This is a genomic window from Catellatospora bangladeshensis (assembly GCF_016862575.1).
Lineage (GTDB): Bacteria > Actinomycetota > Actinomycetes > Mycobacteriales > Micromonosporaceae > Catellatospora > Catellatospora bangladeshensis.
This window is the reverse complement of sequence record NZ_BONF01000073.1, coordinates 1-14,976: the sequence shown is the minus strand read 5'-3', so window position 1 is coordinate 14,976 and position 14,976 is coordinate 1. Positions and strand designations below refer to the sequence as shown.

At 73.7% G+C, this 14,976-nt stretch carries 18 protein-coding genes; 8 read left to right on the top strand and 10 right to left on the bottom strand.

The annotated features are described in order from the left end of the window. Positions 1-34 precede the first annotated feature (34 nt). Positions 35-1,090, bottom strand: coding sequence for a 3-deoxy-7-phosphoheptulonate synthase (locus tag Cba03nite_RS38885; RefSeq protein WP_203757492.1), 1,056 nt, complete (start codon positions 1,088-1,090; stop codon positions 35-37). 369 nt (positions 1,091-1,459) lie between these two features. Here Cba03nite_RS38885 and Cba03nite_RS38880 point away from each other — a divergent pair, with 369 nt between their 5' ends. Beyond that, positions 1,460-2,122 carry a GntR family transcriptional regulator gene (locus Cba03nite_RS38880; protein ID WP_203757490.1) on the top strand — a complete coding sequence of 221 codons (663 nt, stop codon included), beginning with the start codon at positions 1,460-1,462 and terminating at the stop codon, positions 2,120-2,122. Between the two features lie 85 nt (positions 2,123-2,207). Here the strand turns inward: Cba03nite_RS38880 and Cba03nite_RS38875 are convergent, their stop codons facing one another. Beyond that, the gene (locus Cba03nite_RS38875; RefSeq protein ID WP_203757488.1) at positions 2,208-2,702 is read right to left on the bottom strand and encodes a methyltransferase family protein; all 495 of its coding nucleotides are present in this window, start codon (positions 2,700-2,702) and stop codon (positions 2,208-2,210) included. A gap of 47 nt (positions 2,703-2,749) precedes the next feature. Here Cba03nite_RS38875 and Cba03nite_RS38870 point away from each other — a divergent pair, with 47 nt between their 5' ends. Next, on the top strand, positions 2,750-3,403 hold the full coding sequence (locus Cba03nite_RS38870) for an MBL fold metallo-hydrolase (protein WP_203757486.1): 654 nt from the start codon (positions 2,750-2,752) through the stop codon (positions 3,401-3,403). Between the two features lie 25 nt (positions 3,404-3,428). Here Cba03nite_RS38870 and Cba03nite_RS38865 read toward each other — a convergent pair whose 3' ends face one another. From Cba03nite_RS38865 to Cba03nite_RS38845, 5 genes are all read right to left on the bottom strand, one after another. Further along, the gene (locus tag Cba03nite_RS38865; RefSeq protein ID WP_203757484.1) at positions 3,429-4,361 is read right to left on the bottom strand and encodes an NAD-dependent epimerase/dehydratase family protein; all 933 of its coding nucleotides are present in this window, start codon (positions 4,359-4,361) and stop codon (positions 3,429-3,431) included. A gap of 73 nt (positions 4,362-4,434) precedes the next feature. After that, positions 4,435-6,057, bottom strand: a complete 1,623-nt coding sequence (locus Cba03nite_RS38860; protein WP_203757482.1) for a class I adenylate-forming enzyme family protein — start codon at positions 6,055-6,057, stop codon at positions 4,435-4,437. Further along, on the bottom strand, positions 6,054-7,205 hold the full coding sequence (locus Cba03nite_RS38855; protein WP_203757480.1) for a cytochrome P450: 1,152 nt from the start codon (positions 7,203-7,205) through the stop codon (positions 6,054-6,056). The genes Cba03nite_RS38860 and Cba03nite_RS38855 overlap by 4 nt, the downstream gene beginning before the upstream one ends. Continuing rightward, positions 7,202-7,951, bottom strand: coding sequence for a glycosyltransferase family 2 protein (locus Cba03nite_RS38850; RefSeq protein WP_203757478.1), 750 nt, complete (start codon positions 7,949-7,951; stop codon positions 7,202-7,204). Before Cba03nite_RS38850 ends, Cba03nite_RS38855 begins: the two co-directional genes overlap by 4 nt. Continuing rightward, a complete protein-coding gene (locus Cba03nite_RS38845) occupies positions 7,951-8,952 on the bottom strand; it encodes a 3-oxoacyl-ACP synthase III family protein (RefSeq protein ID WP_203757476.1) in 1,002 nt (333 codons plus the stop codon). Before Cba03nite_RS38845 ends, Cba03nite_RS38850 begins: the two co-directional genes overlap by 1 nt. A 68-nt stretch (positions 8,953-9,020) precedes the next feature. Here Cba03nite_RS38845 and Cba03nite_RS38840 point away from each other — a divergent pair, with 68 nt between their 5' ends. Together Cba03nite_RS38840 and Cba03nite_RS38835 are read left to right on the top strand one after the other, a co-directional pair. After that, complete coding sequence (locus tag Cba03nite_RS38840) at positions 9,021-10,241, top strand: cytochrome P450 (RefSeq protein WP_239126344.1); 1,221 nt, start codon at positions 9,021-9,023, stop codon at positions 10,239-10,241. A 92-nt stretch (positions 10,242-10,333) separates the two neighbouring features. Continuing rightward, positions 10,334-10,858 carry a hypothetical protein gene (locus tag Cba03nite_RS38835; protein ID WP_203757474.1) on the top strand — a complete coding sequence of 175 codons (525 nt, stop codon included), beginning with the start codon at positions 10,334-10,336 and terminating at the stop codon, positions 10,856-10,858. 3 nt (positions 10,859-10,861) lie between these two features. Here the strand turns inward: Cba03nite_RS38835 and Cba03nite_RS38830 are convergent, their stop codons facing one another. Together Cba03nite_RS38830 and Cba03nite_RS38825 are read right to left on the bottom strand one after the other, a co-directional pair. Continuing rightward, positions 10,862-12,070: an RNA polymerase sigma factor gene (locus tag Cba03nite_RS38830; protein WP_203757472.1), complete on the bottom strand. Its 1,209-nt coding sequence runs from the start codon at positions 12,068-12,070 to the stop codon at positions 10,862-10,864. Then, positions 12,071-12,421, bottom strand: coding sequence for a YciI family protein (locus Cba03nite_RS38825; protein WP_203757470.1), 351 nt, complete (start codon positions 12,419-12,421; stop codon positions 12,071-12,073). Positions 12,422-12,587: 166 nt separating this feature from the next. Here Cba03nite_RS38825 and Cba03nite_RS38820 point away from each other — a divergent pair, with 166 nt between their 5' ends. The 4 genes from Cba03nite_RS38820 to Cba03nite_RS38805 all read left to right on the top strand — a co-directional run bounded on the left by Cba03nite_RS38820 (position 12,588) and on the right by Cba03nite_RS38805 (position 14,102). After that, positions 12,588-12,794: a hypothetical protein gene (locus tag Cba03nite_RS38820; protein WP_203757468.1), complete on the top strand. Its 207-nt coding sequence runs from the start codon at positions 12,588-12,590 to the stop codon at positions 12,792-12,794. Positions 12,795-12,891: 97 nt separating this feature from the next. Continuing rightward, entirely contained in the window at positions 12,892-13,464 is a 573-nt protein-coding gene (locus Cba03nite_RS38815; RefSeq protein ID WP_203757466.1) for a dihydrofolate reductase family protein, read from the top strand. Positions 13,465-13,513: 49 nt separating this feature from the next. After that, positions 13,514-13,786 (top strand): hypothetical protein, encoded by a 273-nt coding sequence (locus Cba03nite_RS38810; RefSeq protein WP_203757464.1) that lies wholly within the window; start codon positions 13,514-13,516, stop codon positions 13,784-13,786. A 52-nt stretch (positions 13,787-13,838) separates the two neighbouring features. Beyond that, positions 13,839-14,102, top strand: coding sequence for a hypothetical protein (locus tag Cba03nite_RS38805; RefSeq protein ID WP_203757462.1), 264 nt, complete (start codon positions 13,839-13,841; stop codon positions 14,100-14,102). Between the two features lie 3 nt (positions 14,103-14,105). Here Cba03nite_RS38805 and Cba03nite_RS38800 read toward each other — a convergent pair whose 3' ends face one another. Then, complete coding sequence (locus tag Cba03nite_RS38800) at positions 14,106-14,879, bottom strand: class I SAM-dependent methyltransferase (RefSeq protein WP_203757460.1); 774 nt, start codon at positions 14,877-14,879, stop codon at positions 14,106-14,108. Between the last annotated feature and the right edge of the window lie 97 nt (positions 14,880-14,976).

The following is a 14,976-nucleotide window of genomic DNA, read 5'->3' as shown; positions in this document are numbered from 1 at the left end:
TACTACGTATAGCGTTAAGAAGGTGCCCTTCCTTTCAGTGGGGGCGGCGGGCGGTGACGGCGGCGGCGAGGGTGGCCAGGGTCTGCTCGGTGGTCTGCCAGCTCATGCAGGCGTCGGTGACGGACTGGCCGTAGACGAGGGGCTCGCCGGAGTCGAGGTCCTGGCGGCCGGCCACGATGAAGCTCTCCAGCATCACGCCGCCGATGCCGTGCTGGCCCTCGGCGATCTGCGCGGCGATCTCGTCGGCGACGACGGCCTGGCGCTCGTGGCTCTTGCCGCTGTTGCCGTGGCTGGCGTCGATCACCAGGTGGTGCTTGAGGCCCGCCTTCTCGGTCATGGCCAGGGTCGACGCGACCGACTCGGGGCCGTAGTTCGGGCCGCTGCGGCCGCCGCGCAGGATCACGTGGCAGTCCTCGTTGCCGGTGGTGGTGACCACGGCGGCGCGGCCGTCGGGGTCCACGCCGAAGAAGACGTGGCTGTTGCGGCCCACCTCGCACGCGTCGATGGCGCCCTGGATGCCGCCGTCGGTGGTGTTCTTGAAGCCGACCGGCATGGACAGGCCGGAGGCGAGCTGCCGGTGCACCTGGCTCTCGATGGTGCGGGCGCCGATCGCGCCCCAGGTCACCGCGTCGGCGATGTACTGCGGGCTGGTCGGGTCGAGGAACTCGCAGCCGACGGGCATGCCGAGGTCGAGGATGTCGAGCAGCAGCGTGCGGGCGGTGCGCAGGCCCCGGTGCACGTCGTACGTGCCGTCCAGCCCCGGGTCGTTGATGAGGCCCTTCCAGCCGATCGTCGTGCGCGGCTTCTCGAAGTAGACGCGCATCACGATGCACAGCTCGCGCTGGTGCTGCCTGGCCGCCTCGGTGAGCCGCCGGGCGTAGTCCATGGCCGCCTCGGTGTCGTGCACCGAGCACGGGCCGACCACCACGAGCAGGCGGTCGTCGCGGCCGGTGAGCACGTCGCGCACCTCCTGGCGCGATCGTTGCACCAGCGCGGCGCGATGCTCGCCGAGCGGCAGCTCGGTCAGCAGCTCACGCGGCGGCTGCAGCGGCTCGAACGAGAGCACGTGTACGTCGTTGGTCTGGGTCATCGGAGCGTCTCCCGGTTCTCAGGGACGGGCCCCGCCCTGATGAGGTCCCAGGCCAGCCCGTCCTTCGACATGGCAAAGGGCGAAGACGTGACGTCTTCGCCCTGCTGGCTCTGGGTGGTGTCGCGGTCAGCGCATGGAACCGCCGGCTCCACCCAGAGCCAGCGTAAAGCGCCAATACATGCGAACCACGAGAGCGACCTTACCCCATCCCGCACCCGTCCATCCAACTTCCCGTATGGCGGAACCGGACAGGCGAGCAGGTATGTCCGCGCCTGTGGCGACGCTCATGGCAGGGGCCGGGCCGGTACGCATACTGTGGACCATTCCGGGCGGTCCGCGGAGCGGGCCGCGTGACGAGGGAGGCGGCAGGTGCCGACCGCACAGGAACTGCCCGCCGAGCCGCTGCACGCCACGCGCACGCTGTCCGACAACGTCTACCGCTGGCTGCGCGAGCAGATCGTGCTCGGCAAGATCGGCCCGAACGAGCCGCTGGTCGAGGCGGTCATCGCGGAGAAGCTACAGGTCAGCCGTACCCCCATCCGGGAGAGCCTGCAGCGCCTGGCCGCGGACGGCCTGATCGTCTCGCACCGCCGCCGCTGGATCGTGCGCCAGCACGACCGCGACGAGATCGTCGCCATCTACGAGGTACGCATGGCGCTGGAGTCCTTCGCGGCCCGCTTCGCCGCCCAGCGCGCCACGGAAACCGAACTGGCCGCCATCGCCACACACTGCGCCAGCTGGACCGGCACGGGCAGCAACGACGACTTCGTGGTCTTCAACGACCGCTTCCACCACATGATCGTCGAAGCCGCCCACAACCCCCGCCTGGCCCGCGTCATCGAACAGAACCACCTCTACTTCTTCAACGACCAGATCGCCGCGCACTACCGCCCCGACGAGGTCGCCGCCTCCCAGTCCGAGCACGAAGCCCTGGTCGAGGCACTCCAAACCCGCGCTCCCGACCGCGCCGCCGACCTCTCCCGCCGCCACGCCGAAACCGCCCTCGACCTGATCCTCACCCGCCTCTTCTGACCCCACCCCTCTACCGCGGCGATCTTGCGTGAGCTGTGGGTGCGACACGCATTAAACGGGCAAAAGGGCAACACTTCGTGCAAGATCAACGTGATCTTGGGCGGAGGCGGGGCAGCCAGCCGGGGACCTCGCGGCGGTAGGCGTCGTAGTCGGGGCCGAACTGGCGGCGCAGGTGCGGCTCCTCGTAGAAGTGCACGAACGTCACGAACGCCAAGAAGACGCAGGCGGCGTACGCGAGCAGCGGCAGGCTGCCGAACAGCAGCACCTGGCCGAGGATCGCCGACAGGACCGCGACGTACATCGGGTTGCGGACGTAGCGGTAGAGGCCGCCGACGACCAGGTGCTGCGGCGGGGCGGCTGGCATGGGGGTGCCGGCGCCCTCGGTCACGAACCGCGCGAACGCGTTCACCACCACGGCGGTGCCCGCCAGGATCAGCAGCACGCCGATGGCGCGTACCGGCAGCCACCAGTACGCGGCGGTCTGCCAGCCGGTGATGAGCCAGGGCACCAGGCCCGCGACCACGCCCGGCGCGGCCAGGAAGAAGGCGGTGCTGCCCGCGGCAGCCGTCGATCTGCGCACGACTCAGTCTCACCCGCGGGACCCGCCTTCGGCGATAGGCTTCGGGCGTGTCCTATACCGGTGACGTGACGCGCGGCGGATCCGCCGACGTACGCGAACTCGACGAGCTGACCATCAGCAAGGTCTCGGTCGGCCCCCACGACAACAACGCCTACCTGCTGCGCTGCAACGGCACCGGCGAGCAGCTGCTCGTCGACGCGGCCAACGACGCGCCGACGCTGCTGGCCCTGGCCGGTGACGCGGGCCTGGCCACGGTGGTGACCACGCACCGGCACGGCGACCACTGGCAGGCGCTGTCCGAAGTGGTCGCGGCGACCGGCGCGACCGCGATCGCCCACCCCGCCGACGCGGGCGAGCTGCCGGTGAAGGCGGAGACCGTCGAGGAAGGACAGACGGTACGCGTCGGGCAGGTCGAGCTGGAGGTCATCCACCTGGTCGGGCACACGCCCGGCTCGATCGCGCTGCTCTACCGCGACCCGCACGGGCACCCGCACCTGTTCACGGGCGACTCGCTGTTCCCGGGCGGCGTGGGCAACACGTGGGGCGACTCGCAGGCGTTCGCCTCGCTGCTGCGCGACGTCGAGACGAAGATCTTCGACCGGCTGCCCGACGACACCTGGTTCTACCCCGGCCACGGCAAGGACAGCACGCTGGGCCGCGAGCGCCCGTCGCTGCCGGAGTGGCACGCCCGCGGCTGGTGAGCGCGCTCAGCACGCGGGCGCCGGCTCACCAGCTCGCGGCACCGTCGAAGGAGGTCGGGGCCGGGGAGTAGCCGAGCCGCTCGCGCGCCGCGCTGATGTCGAGCGTGCGCTCCACCGCGAGATGGCTCGCCGCGTAGCGGGTCAGCCGGGGCGGGCGCGAGCTGCGTACCAGCCGGAACAGCAGCTCGGCGGCGGTGGCCAGCGGCCACACCGCGCGCAGTGGCAGGTACACCGGCCGGGCGGCGATGCCGCGCGCGGCGAGCACCGCCCGCAGTGCGTCGTCGAGCACCACCGGCGCGGCGTCGGTGACGTTGAAGACGCCCTGCTCGACGGGGCCGGTCGCGGCCAGCACGCAGGCGCGGGCGAGGTTGGCGGCCGAGGTCAGGCTGACCCGCTGCCGCCCGTCGCCGACGGCCGGCAGCCACCGGCCGCGCACCGCGGACAGCACCCGGGGCAGCAGCGTCGGGTCGCCGGGGCCGTAGATCGCGTGCGGGCGCAGGATGATCGCGGGCCGCTGCGCCATCGCGGCCAGCACCAGCCGCTCCGCCCGCGCCTTGGACTCGCCGTACGCGTTGAGGTAGCGCCCGGTCGGTGCCTCGTCCTCGGCGGCCTGCACCGTCGGGCGCCGAGGGTCGTACACGCTGGCGGTGCTGACGTGCACGAACCGCGCCCGGGGAAACGTGGCCAGCACGTGCGCGGTGCCGTCCACGTTGACCGCGTGGAACTCGCGCGCCGGGCCCCAGTCGGACACCGTCCCGGCGCAGTGCACCACCGCGTCCACGTCGGGTGCCTCGGGCAGCGGCCCGCCGGCCAGGTCCCAGCGCCGGTAGTCCACGCCGTCGAGGCCGGGCGGCGCGGGCCTGCGGCCGAAGCCGACCACCTGGTGCCCGTCCCGGCGCAGCTCCCGGCACACCTCGCCGCCCACGAAGCCGGACGCACCGGTCACCGCGACCCTCATCGTGCAACCTCGCATCTGCACCCGGCGGTGATTGCGCCACCCGGGAATGGCGCGGTGAGAACCGGAGCAGGGCTCATCGCGGCTCCGTGAGCGCCACGCGCAGGGCGGTGCGGTCGAGTTTGCGGGCGCGGCCGGTGCGGGGGAGGGCGGGCAGCAGCACGATCTCGTCGGGCAACGCGGCGTGGTCGATGACGTCGGGCAGGTCGCGGCGCAGGCGGGCGGGCAGCGACGCGGCGTCGGCCGACGGATCCGGCACGACGGCGAGCACGACGCGCTCATCGCCGTGCACGGGATCGGGCAGCCCGAGGAAAGCCGCCTCGGCGACGCCGGGCAGGGCGGTGACGGCGGGTTCGTAGAGGCCCGGGTACAGGTTGAACGAGCCGCGGATGAGCATGTCCTTCTTGCGGCCGGACAGCACGATGCGGCCCTGCTCGTCGAGCCGGGCGAGGTCACCGGTGGGCAGCCAGTCGAGCGGCGGGTCGCCGAGGTAGCCGGAGCAGCGGTTGGGCCCGGCGAGCAGCAGTTCGCCGTCGTCGCCGAGCCGGACCGCGACGCCGGGCAGCGGGGCGCCGACCAGGTCGCCGGGCGCGCCCGACGCGGTGTGGGCGAGTTTCTCGGCGGCGGTGGCGATCGCGACGGGCAGGATCTCGGTCATCGCGTACACCGACAGCACCTCGGCCCGGGGTGCCGCCGCGACCGCCCGGCGCAGCAGCGGCGCGGGCGCCGGAGCCGACCCGAGCAGCACGTGCCGCAGGCTGTCCGGCAGCGGGCCCACGTCCAGCACCTCGGCGAGCTGCACCGGCACGGCGTAGGTGTGGGTCGCGCCGCGCTCGCGCAGCTGGTCGAGGAACACGGCCGGCGTGGCGCCCAGCGGCGGCAGCGACCAGCACGCGCCCGAGATCAGCGTGGGCAGCCCGAGCATGAGCTGGTCGGTGTGCACCACGTCCCCCGGCCCCAACGGCACCCGGGAGCGCAGCAGCTCCAGCGCCGCCGTGAGCGACGCCCCGGTGTGCACCACCGCGCGCGGATGCGCCGTGGTGCCGGACGTGAAGATGACGGCCGCCGGGGCGTCCCCGCCGAGGTCGGGGCATTCCGTGCGCTGCTCGGGGAGCATGCCTGGCACGTCAGGCGCGGGAGAGATGCCGGCGGCGTTCCGCGAGGCGCTGCCCGTGGACAGGCGCCGCTCGGCCGTCGGCCCGTCCGCGGGGGTGACCAGCAGGGTGCGTAGGGAGAGGGCGCCGCCGGGCACGCCGGGCAGCCAGCGTCCGGTGTAGACGTGCCGCTGCACGTCCAGCTTGGACAGGTCGGGCAGGAGCAGGCCGCGGCGGCGTGCGTAGGCGCGTACGGGTGCCAGGCGGCTCGCCGCGTAGAGCAGGGATTCGGCGGCGGACCAGCGCGGGCGGGCCAGCCGCATGCGGGCGGTGAACATCTCCGGCCCCGCGCCGGGGTCGGCGAAGATGACGTGCCCGCCCGCGGCGACCACGGCGACGGCCAGCACCAGCGAGTCGAGCGAGGGCCGGACGGAGAAGAGCACCCCGTCCCCGGGCGCGAGTCCGGCCGCGCGCAGCCCGTCGCGTACCGCCAGCACCCGGCGGCGCAGTTCGCCGTAGCTCAGTCGGGTGCCGTCACCCGCGATCAGGGCGGTCGCCTCCGGGGTCCGCGCGGCCTGCGCCAGCACCAGTCCGACCAGGCTCATCGCGCCACCACCAGCTCCCGGTAGGTCGGGATGAGGACGCCTCGCGCGGCGGCGCGGCGGACGATCCGCAGTGGCGCGGCCGCGAGCACGGTGCGGGCCACCGCGCGGATCTCGGCCATGGCCAGCGGATACCCGATGCAGAAGTGCGGGCCTGCGCCGAACCAGAGCCGTCGCAGCTCCGGCGGCTGCGGCCGGTCCAGGTCGAACGGCCCGTACGCCAGGCAGCAGTTGTGCGTGGCGAGCAGCACCCGCTCGCCGGGCCGCACCGGCAGCCCGCCGACCACGGCAGGGGCGTGCACGCTGCGCAGCATGACCGGGGTCGGGGTGCTGACCCGCATCGCCTCGTCGATCGCCGGGTCCAGCAGGCCGGGATCGGCCGCGACCCGGTCGAGCTGCCCGGCGTCGTGCAGCAGCGCGATCAGCCGGGGCACCAGCGTGGCCACGGTCTCGGTGCCGGTGAGGAAGAACGCCCCCGCCGCGCCGCGCGCCTCGGCCTCGGACAGCCCGAGCGTGCGCATGCGGCCCATGACCGTGCTCTCGTCACCGGAGCGGTAGGCACGCGCCGCGATGTCGCCGATCGGGTCCAGCACCTCCCGGGCCCGCCGCACCTGCGCCGCCGACAGCGTGCGGGTACGCAGGCTGACCATCGCCACGATGCGCTCGCCCTGGTGGAACATGTGCCGGTGTGCGGCCTCGCCGTCCGCGTCGAGCCCGATCACCGCGCAGATGACCGCACCGGCCAGCACCCGCATCGTGTCGACCAGGTCCACCGGCTCACCCGCGTGCAGCCGGGCGGCGAGCGTGTCCAGCGGCCCGGCCAGCACCTGCTCGCACAGGCGCGCGGTGTACGCCGGGGTGAACAGCTCGGCCAGCCGCCCGCGCAGCGCCCGGTGCGCCGGGCCCTCCATGTTGAGCAGCACGGACGGGCCGAGGATCGGGGTCCACAGGTCGCCGGACGCGCCGGGCCCGTCCTTGCGGAACGTGTCCCCGTCGAGCAGCACCTCCCGGGCCAGCGCCGCGTCGTTGACGACCACGCCCAGGCCGGGCACCCGCACGATCGGCCCGCGCCGGGCAAGGAGCCGCAGCAGGGGGTACGCCAGCGGGTGCGCGCGCCGGTAGAGGCGCCGTTCCCAGACCGCCGGGGTCAACGGATGTCCACCCGGTCCGGGGTGTAGCGGTGGTCGGCGTACCAGGCCAGCGTGCCGACCAGCCCGTATGCGCGCAGCCGGCGCACCGAGCCGTGGACGACCATGTCGCGGCGCAGGCCGAACTCGCCGGTGATCCGGCGCACCCGGTTCACCAGGGCGCGGTCCTCGTGCACGTCCTCGATGCGGGTGCGCGGGAAACCGCCTGCGGCCTCGTACAGCTCCGCCGTGATCGCCATGTTGCAGCCGGGCATCATCAGGTACGGCCCGACGTACGCCGCGTCGCGGTTGCCGGGCCGGAACCGGCCGAACGTGGCCGCCAGCGACACCACCGAGGGCAGCAGCCGCCGCTCCCACCAGCGCAGCGGGAACTCGTCGGTGCGCGGGCGCAGCGGCCCGCTGAGCATCCGCAGCCCGTCGCCGAACCCGCGCCGCACCGCGGCGGTCCAGCCGGGCGCGGGCAGGCAGTCGGCGTCGGTGCGGGCCAGCAGCGTCGCGCCGTGCGCGATGGCGTATCGCATGCCGGTGTCGGCGGCGCAGCCGGTGCCCTTCTCCGGCTCGCTGATCAGGTGCAGGTCCAGGTCGGCAGCGTGCGCGCGGGCCACCTCGGCGGTGCGGTCGGTGCTCGCGTTGTCGACCACGACCAGCGTGAACGCGCGATCGTCCTGCTCGGCGAGGCGGCGCAGGGTCGCCCCGAGCGACGCCTGCTCGTTGTACGCCGGGATCACGACCCAGAGCGGGTGCCCCATCACAGCTCCGCGAACATGACGCCGACGCTGACCCCGCCGGCCAGCCCGATCAGCGCGACCCGGTCGCCCGGCCCGCACCGCCCGTCCTGGATCGCCGTGGCCAGCTGCAACGGCAGCGTCACGCTGGCCAGGTTGCCGTGCTCGGGCAGGGTGACCACGAGCCGGTCGGCCGGGATGCCCAGCCCCTCCCGCAGCGTCTCCAGGTAGGGCAGCGTCACCTGGTGTACGCACACCACGGCGAAGTCCGACCAGCTCAGGCCCACGTCGGACAGCATCGCCAGGAACATGCCCGGCCCGGCGCGCAGGAACGCGTCGCGCATGCGCCGGGCGTCGCCGCTGAAGTAGGTGGCGTCCGGGTCGCGCGGGCGCATCGTGCCACCGGCGGGCAGCGTGCCCAGCTCCCAGGCGGTGGAGTCGGCGGCGAAGCGCCGGTGCAGGATGCCCCCGGTATCGGCGGCCTCCAGCAGCATCGCCGCGCCGCCGTCGGACAGGGTGTACCCGGCGAACGCGTCGGCGAACTGGGCCCGGTCGCGCACCCGCCAGCGCACCGCGCGGGAGGGCACCTCGCCGGTGCAGACCAGCACCCGGCGGTGCTGGCCGGTGGCGATCAGCGCCTCGGCGAGCTGGACCCCGTTGAGGAAGCTGTTGCAGGCGTTCTTCACGTCGAACACCGGGCAGGACGCGCCGAGCTTCGCCGCCACGATGTGCGCGGTCGCGGGCTCGATCAGATCCTGCGAGGCCGAGCCGAACACGATCAGGTCCACGTCGCGGGCTGACAGACCCTGGTCGGCCAGCAGCTTCTCCGCGGCTGCGACGGCCAGGTCGGAGGCCTGCACGTCGTCGTCGGCGTAGTGGCGGTGCCGGATGCCGGTCAGCCGCTCCACGATGTTCGGCAACGGGCGGAAACCGTCGCTGCTCGCCACGATCCGCTGCTCCACGGCAGCGCTGTCCACGCGGCCGGGCGGCAGGTACGCGGCGACCCCGGCGATACGGGCTCTCATCGTTGTCGTCCCCCCAGGTCGTCGGCGGCGTTCAGCTTGCCCTACCGCCTACCCGCTACGGTGCGGGGGTGAATCCTGCTCACCCCTCGGCAGTAATCCCCCGTCCGGCACGAGGTCGGCGCGTCGCGCGCCGGCACGAGGCGAGGCTACTGCGCGCGGGCAACCCGGCCCTGTTCGCGCTGCTCACCATCGGGCGGCTGACCGGACCCATCCGGCGGCTGCCGAAGGTCGGCTGGGTGGTCACCGATCCGGTGCTGTCCCGGCGCATCCTCAACGACGCCCGGCACTTCAGCATGCTCGGCGAGGGCGGCGTCGGCGACCTGTGGGGGCAGCTGTTCGGGCCGGAGATGGCCGCGTTCTTCGGCGGCTCCCGGCACGCCGAGCTGCGTACGCTGGGCCGCGACCTGTTCACCGAGGACAGCGCGCGGGCCCTGGTGGACCGGGCGCAGGGGCCGCACCACGCCCGGCTGCGGGCGCGGCTGGCCGCTGGGGAGACCGTGGACCTGGCCGAGCTGGTGCGGACCACGTCCGCGTACACCGTCGCCGACCTGCTCGGCATCGAGCTGGCCGACGACGCGGCGGCGCGGGCGCTGTTCGACTCCGCCGAGCGGCTGGCGGCGCTCGCGCTGGGCACCCAGACCTCGACCGCGCTGCCCGCCGAGACGATCGAGCGGGCGAAGGGCCTAGTCACCGAGATCACCGGCGGGGTGGCGGAGGCCTACCGCACCGGCGGGCCGGACACGATCCTGGGCCGGTGCCGGGGCGTCGGCATCAGCGAGGAGCTGGCCCGGGGCCTGGCCACGCTGCTCGCCATCGCGGGCACCGAGACCGGCGCGTCGTCGCTGACCCGCACCGTCGCCCTGCTGCACGACACCGGACAGCAGCACGCGCTGCTCGCCGACCGGTCGCTGCTGCCCGGCGCGGTGCGCGAGGGGCTGCGGGTGACCACCCCCGCACCGGTCATCGGGCGGCACATCGCCGCGGACGCCGAGGTGGGCGGGCGGACGCTGCGCAAGGACGGGCGGGTGATGATGCTGACCTACGTCGCCGACAACGCGGCCGGGCCGTTCGACGTGACCCGCGAGTACGTGCCCGAGACCCGCCAGCTGTGGTTCGGCGCGGGCCGGCACCTGTGCCTGGGCGCGGCGGTGGCCCGGGTGCAGCTCACCCGGCTGCTGGAGACGCTGCTCGCCGACGGCCGTCCGTGGCAGGTGGTGTCGCGGCAGCCCGCGCGGCGGGTGCTGGTGCCGACGTACGCGTCGCTGGTCGTCCGCTCAGCCGACCATTAATGATCGAAAGTTGATCCCCGCGGGTCGGCGCGGCGCGTGATCATGCGGCAGGCTGCGGGCTGCTGTCTCGAGAGACCGGAGTTCCTAAGCTCATGCGCCGCTTCACCCTGCCCCTCGCCCTCACCGCCGTCCTCATCGCCGCCGCCGCGTGCGGCAGCACCCCGGCCGACACCGCCGAGGCTCAGGCCACGCCCAGCGCGGCCGCAGCCGCGACCTCGGCCGCCCCCGCCCCGAGCCCGTCCCCGACCGGCTCCAAGTACCAGGTCGTCTGCGACGGCCTCAAGACGCAGGTGCTTGAGGTGTTCACCGTGTCGGGCGCCTACGACGGCCTGGTCAAGGGCGTCTACCAGGGCGGTGACGCGGGCAAGAAGGCCGCGCTCGCCGAGCTGAAGAAGGCGCTGACGGACTACCGCGACGCCCTCGCCGCCATCGTCGACGGCACCACCGACGACACCCTCGGCAAGGCGGCGAAAGCCGACGTCGCCAAGGTGAACGGCTGGCTGGCCGACCTCAAGGCGGCCGGCACCGACTACGACGGCAAGGCCGCCAAGTCGGCCGGGAAGATCCTCACGGGTGTGCTCGGCGGCAGCGCTGTTCTCGGCCTCTGCAAGGCCTGACGCTCACCCGCTGAGCGCGGCGCGGCGGCGTCGCAGGAAGTCGCGCTCGGCCTCGTTGGCGGTGCGCGCTTCGGCGGCGTCGTACGCCTGTGCCGCCTCGGCGTCGCGGCCGAGCCGGTGCAGCAGGTCCGCGCGCACGGCGTGATAGAGGTGGTCACGGTCAAGATCCAGCCTCTCCAGCAGGGCGAGCGCGGGGCCCGGACCGGCCACCTCGGCGACTGCGACGGCGCGGTGCAGCGCGACGACCGGGCCGGGCGTGAGCACCAGCAGCCGGTCGTAGAGCGCCACGATGCGCGGCCAGTCGGTATCCGCTGTGGACGGTGCTGCGGCGTGCTGGGCGCTGATCGCGGCCTGCAGCACGTACGGGCCGGTGCCGCCGCGGCGCACCGCGTCGCGCGCCAGCGTCAGCCCCTCGGCGATCAGCGCGCGGTCCCAGCGGGAGCGGTCCTGCTCGGGCAGCGGCACCAGTTCCCCGGCGGCGGTGGTGCGGGCGGGCCGCCGGGCCTCGGTGAGCAGCATCAGGGCGAGCAGGCCGAGCGCTTCGGGCTCGTCGGGCATCAGCTCGGCCAGCAGCCGGGCCAGCCGGATCGCCTCGGCGCACAGGTCGGCGCGGACCAGGTCGGGGCCGCTGCTCGCCGCGTACCCCTCATTGAAGATCAGGTAGAGGACGGCGAGCACCGACCGCAGCCGGTCGGGGAGGTCGGCGTCGCGCGGCACCCGGTACGGGATGCCCGCGCCCTTGATCTTGTTCTTGGCGCGGACCAGCCGCTGCGCCATGGTGGCCTCGGGCACCAGGAACGCGCGTGCGATCTCGGCCGTGCTCAGGCCGCCGAGCAGCCGCAACGTCAGCGCGACGCGCGCGGCGGGGGCGAGCGCCGGATGGCAGCAGGTGAAGATCAGCCGGAGCCGGTCGTCGGGCACGGGCCCCTCCTCGGCGGGCTCGTCACGGGCGTGCAGCAGCGCCGCCTGGGCGTGCCGGCCGTCGCGGGACGCCTCGCGGCGCAGCCGGTCCACGGCCCGGTTGCGGGCGGTCGTGATGATCCAGCCGGCCGGGCTGGGCGGCATCCCGGCCTCCGGCCAGCGCCGGGCCGCCTCGGCGAACGCGTCCTGCACCGCCTCCTCGGCCAGGTCGAGGTCGCCGAAGGCGCGCACCAGCACCGCCACCGCGCGGCCGTACTCCGCGCGGTAGACGGCGGCCAGCTCGTCCGGCACTCAGCCCTCGCCGCCGTGCATCGGGCGCACCTCGATCGGCAGCGTGGTGGCGCGGGCGGCCTTGCCCGCCCAGAACAGCGCCGCGTCGAGGTCCAGCGCTCGGATGATCCAGAAGCCGCCGACGTGCTCCTTGCCCTCGGTGAACGGGCCGTCGGTGAGCAGGATGCCGTCGCCGTCCGCGCGGACCACGGTGGCCGTCTCGGGCGGCAGCAGGCCCGCGGTGCGCACCAGCGCCCCGGCCGCCTCCAGCTCGGCGTTCAGCTCGGCCAGCGCGCGCATCACGGGGTCGAGGACCTCGGGCGGCGGCGGGCCGCCGTCGGGCTGGTAGATGCTCAGCAGGTACTGCTTCACGACGCCTCCTCGGGTGGGCGACCGGATGTCCTCTCCCCCTCTATACGAACGCGGGCCGTCCGGATCGACACCACGCGGTGGCTTTTGCCACGCATCGATCAACCCTCTTCCCCGGGACGGGTACGTCGCGGTAGCGTGAGCGTCCCCTCACCCCCCGGAGTCTTCCGTGCCCACCACCGAGCCCGTCATAGCCGACCGGCTGATGCTGGTCAGCATGCTCACCGTCGGGGACTACGCCATCGAGCTGTCCGAGACCGTCATGGTCCGTCCCGGCCAGCGGCACTGGGTCGAGGGCAGCACGTTCTACGTGCAGTCGCCCGACGGGCGCACCCGCGCCGTCGACGGCAGCGCGTACCCGATCTGCCGCCGCTGAGCGTCCGCCACCGCGCACCGATCGACGCTCGTGACGCGAGTGTGTCGGCGGTCCGTGGCAGCATGCGTCCTTCGGGGCGATGCTGCGGAGGTGCTTCATGGCGCAGGTGAACGTGCACGTGACGATGTCGCTGGACGGCTTCATGGCCGGGCCGGACGTCAGCGTCGAGCAGCCGATGGGTGTCGGCGGCGAGCGCCTGCACCGCTGGCTCTTCGACGGCGCCGACGAGGCCGACGCGGCGGCCGCGCGGCAGCAGTTCGCGCTGACCACGGCGGTGCTGCTGGGCCGGCGCACCTTCGACGTCGGCATCGGCCAGTGGGGCGGCACGCCCTATCCGGTGCCCTGCTTCGTGCTCACCCACCGGCCCGAGCCGGACCGGGCCGAGAAGGAGGGCACGTTCACCTTCGTCACCACCGGCCTGGCGGACGCGCTGGCGCTGGCCCGCGCCGCCGCCGGAGACGGCGCAGTCACCGTGATGGGCGCCGACGTGACGCAGCAGCTGCTCCGGGCGGGCCTGCTCGACGAGATCCACCTGCAGATCGCGCCGGTGCTGCTGGGCGCGGGGCGGCGGCTGTTCGAGCACCTCGGCACGGACCACATCGAGCTGGAGCAGCTCGGCGCGCACCAGTCCGCGCAGGTCACCCACGCGCGGTTCCGCGTCGTGAAATAGGTACGGCCGTCACTGGCCCGGCGCCGCGATCGCGGCTACCTTCGGCTGCATGTCGTCCGGTGAGGTCGTGCTCTGGGTGGTGCTCGGGCTGGCCGCCGTGGCCCTGCTCGCCTTCGCGGTCATCGTGCTGCGCTTCGTGGGCCGGGCCGCGCTGTCGTACGCCAGGCGCAAGCCGGTGCAGGCCGTCGCCTTCTTCGTGATCCCGGGCGGGCTGGCCACGTTCACCGCGACGTTCTTCGGCGCCGGGCTGCCGCTGGCGATGGGCATCGGCCTGGCGACGGGGCTGGCGGTGTTCCTGCTCGTCGGCATGGAGCTGGGCTGATCAGCCCGGTCGTGTTTGGACAGCGTCCCGAGCGCTGCGGCACAATGGCCGCATGACGCAGTGGGAGTACGCGCGGCTGGAGTACCGATCGGCAGGCACCCTGGGCGCCGACCGCTTCATGGACTGGGACGCGGTGTTCCACGACAACGACGGGCCGGAGCGCTGGGGCACCGACGAGCGCTTCGACGACCTGCGCCACCTCAACCGGGCCGGGCAGGCGGGCTGGCAGGCGTACGACCGGGGCGCCGTGTTCCTGCACACCGAGCCGTATCGCCTGTTCGCCGTCACCTACTCGCTGCGCCGGCCCGTCGAGTAGCCGTCAGGCGGTGCGCCGCCCCAGGTAGAGCAGCGTCTCCACGGCCAGCGTGACCTTCTCCGGCAGCCGCTGCAGCAGCGCCGTGAACAGCGCCTCGCGGGTCGCCTCGGGCAGGATCCGGTAGGTCGGCTGGGTCGACAGGTAGGAGACGTAGTCGTCGGCCGACAGCGTGCGCTCCCAGGTGTAGAGGTGCTCGGCCAGCTCGCCGAACTCGGGCAGCGCGGCCAGGTCCGGTCCCGGCCAGTACTGCGACAGGTCGGTGCCGTCGGCCGGCTCCTCGTCGATCATGGCGTGCGGCGCGTACCCGGCGTGCACCTCGCGGACCAGCGCGCGCAGGCCGTCGTCGGCGACGCGGTCGAAGTTCCAGAACAGCGCCAGGGTGCCGCCCGGGGCCAGCGCCGCCGCGGCCCGCGCCCAGCGCTGCGAGCCGTCGGTCCACTGCCACGCCTGCGCGCAGAACAGCAGGTCGAACGCGAGGTCAGGGGTGTAGTCCTCCCACAGCGAGACGACCACCCGCACCGACGGCTGCCCGGCCAGGCGCTCGGTCAGCAGCGCGGCCATCTTCGGGTCCGGCTCGACCGCGGTGATCTGCAGGCCGCGCGCCGCGAACGCGGTGGTCGCCTTGCCCGTGCCCGCGCCGACCTCCAGCGCCTGCACCCCGATCCCGGTGTACGCGAGCACGTCGTCGACGAGCCCCTCCGGATACCCCGGCCGGATGCGGTCGAACTCCTCGGCGATCTCACCGAACATCAGGCCCTGGGCGCGCGCGTCACTCATTGGCGAGAGCGTAGTGCCATCCGCCCCACTCCTCCACCCGAGAAGGAAGGGCACCTTCTTACCGGTATACGTAGTAGAAGGTGCCCTTCTTAGCTTT

Excerpts from the sequence above, each read along its gene's own strand:
- Cba03nite_RS38860 (WP_203757482.1), bottom strand. The coding sequence starts at position 6,057 with ATGAGCCTGGTCGGACTGGTGCTGGCGCAGGCCGCGCGGACCCCGGAG.
- Cba03nite_RS38810 (WP_203757464.1), top strand. The coding sequence starts at position 13,514 with ATGTCGTCCGGTGAGGTCGTGCTCTGGGTGGTGCTCGGGCTGGCCGCC.
- Cba03nite_RS38885 (WP_203757492.1), bottom strand. The coding sequence starts at position 1,090 with ATGACCCAGACCAACGACGTACACGTGCTCTCGTTCGAGCCGCTGCAG.
- Cba03nite_RS38805 (WP_203757462.1), top strand. The coding sequence starts at position 13,839 with ATGACGCAGTGGGAGTACGCGCGGCTGGAGTACCGATCGGCAGGCACC.
- Cba03nite_RS38845 (WP_203757476.1), bottom strand. The coding sequence starts at position 8,952 with ATGAGAGCCCGTATCGCCGGGGTCGCCGCGTACCTGCCGCCCGGCCGC.
- Cba03nite_RS38800 (WP_203757460.1), bottom strand. The coding sequence starts at position 14,879 with ATGAGTGACGCGCGCGCCCAGGGCCTGATGTTCGGTGAGATCGCCGAG.
- Cba03nite_RS38815 (WP_203757466.1), top strand. The coding sequence starts at position 12,892 with ATGGCGCAGGTGAACGTGCACGTGACGATGTCGCTGGACGGCTTCATG.
- Cba03nite_RS38835 (WP_203757474.1), top strand. The coding sequence starts at position 10,334 with ATGCGCCGCTTCACCCTGCCCCTCGCCCTCACCGCCGTCCTCATCGCC.
- Cba03nite_RS38865 (WP_203757484.1), bottom strand. The coding sequence starts at position 4,361 with ATGAGGGTCGCGGTGACCGGTGCGTCCGGCTTCGTGGGCGGCGAGGTG.
- Cba03nite_RS38850 (WP_203757478.1), bottom strand. The coding sequence starts at position 7,951 with ATGGGGCACCCGCTCTGGGTCGTGATCCCGGCGTACAACGAGCAGGCG.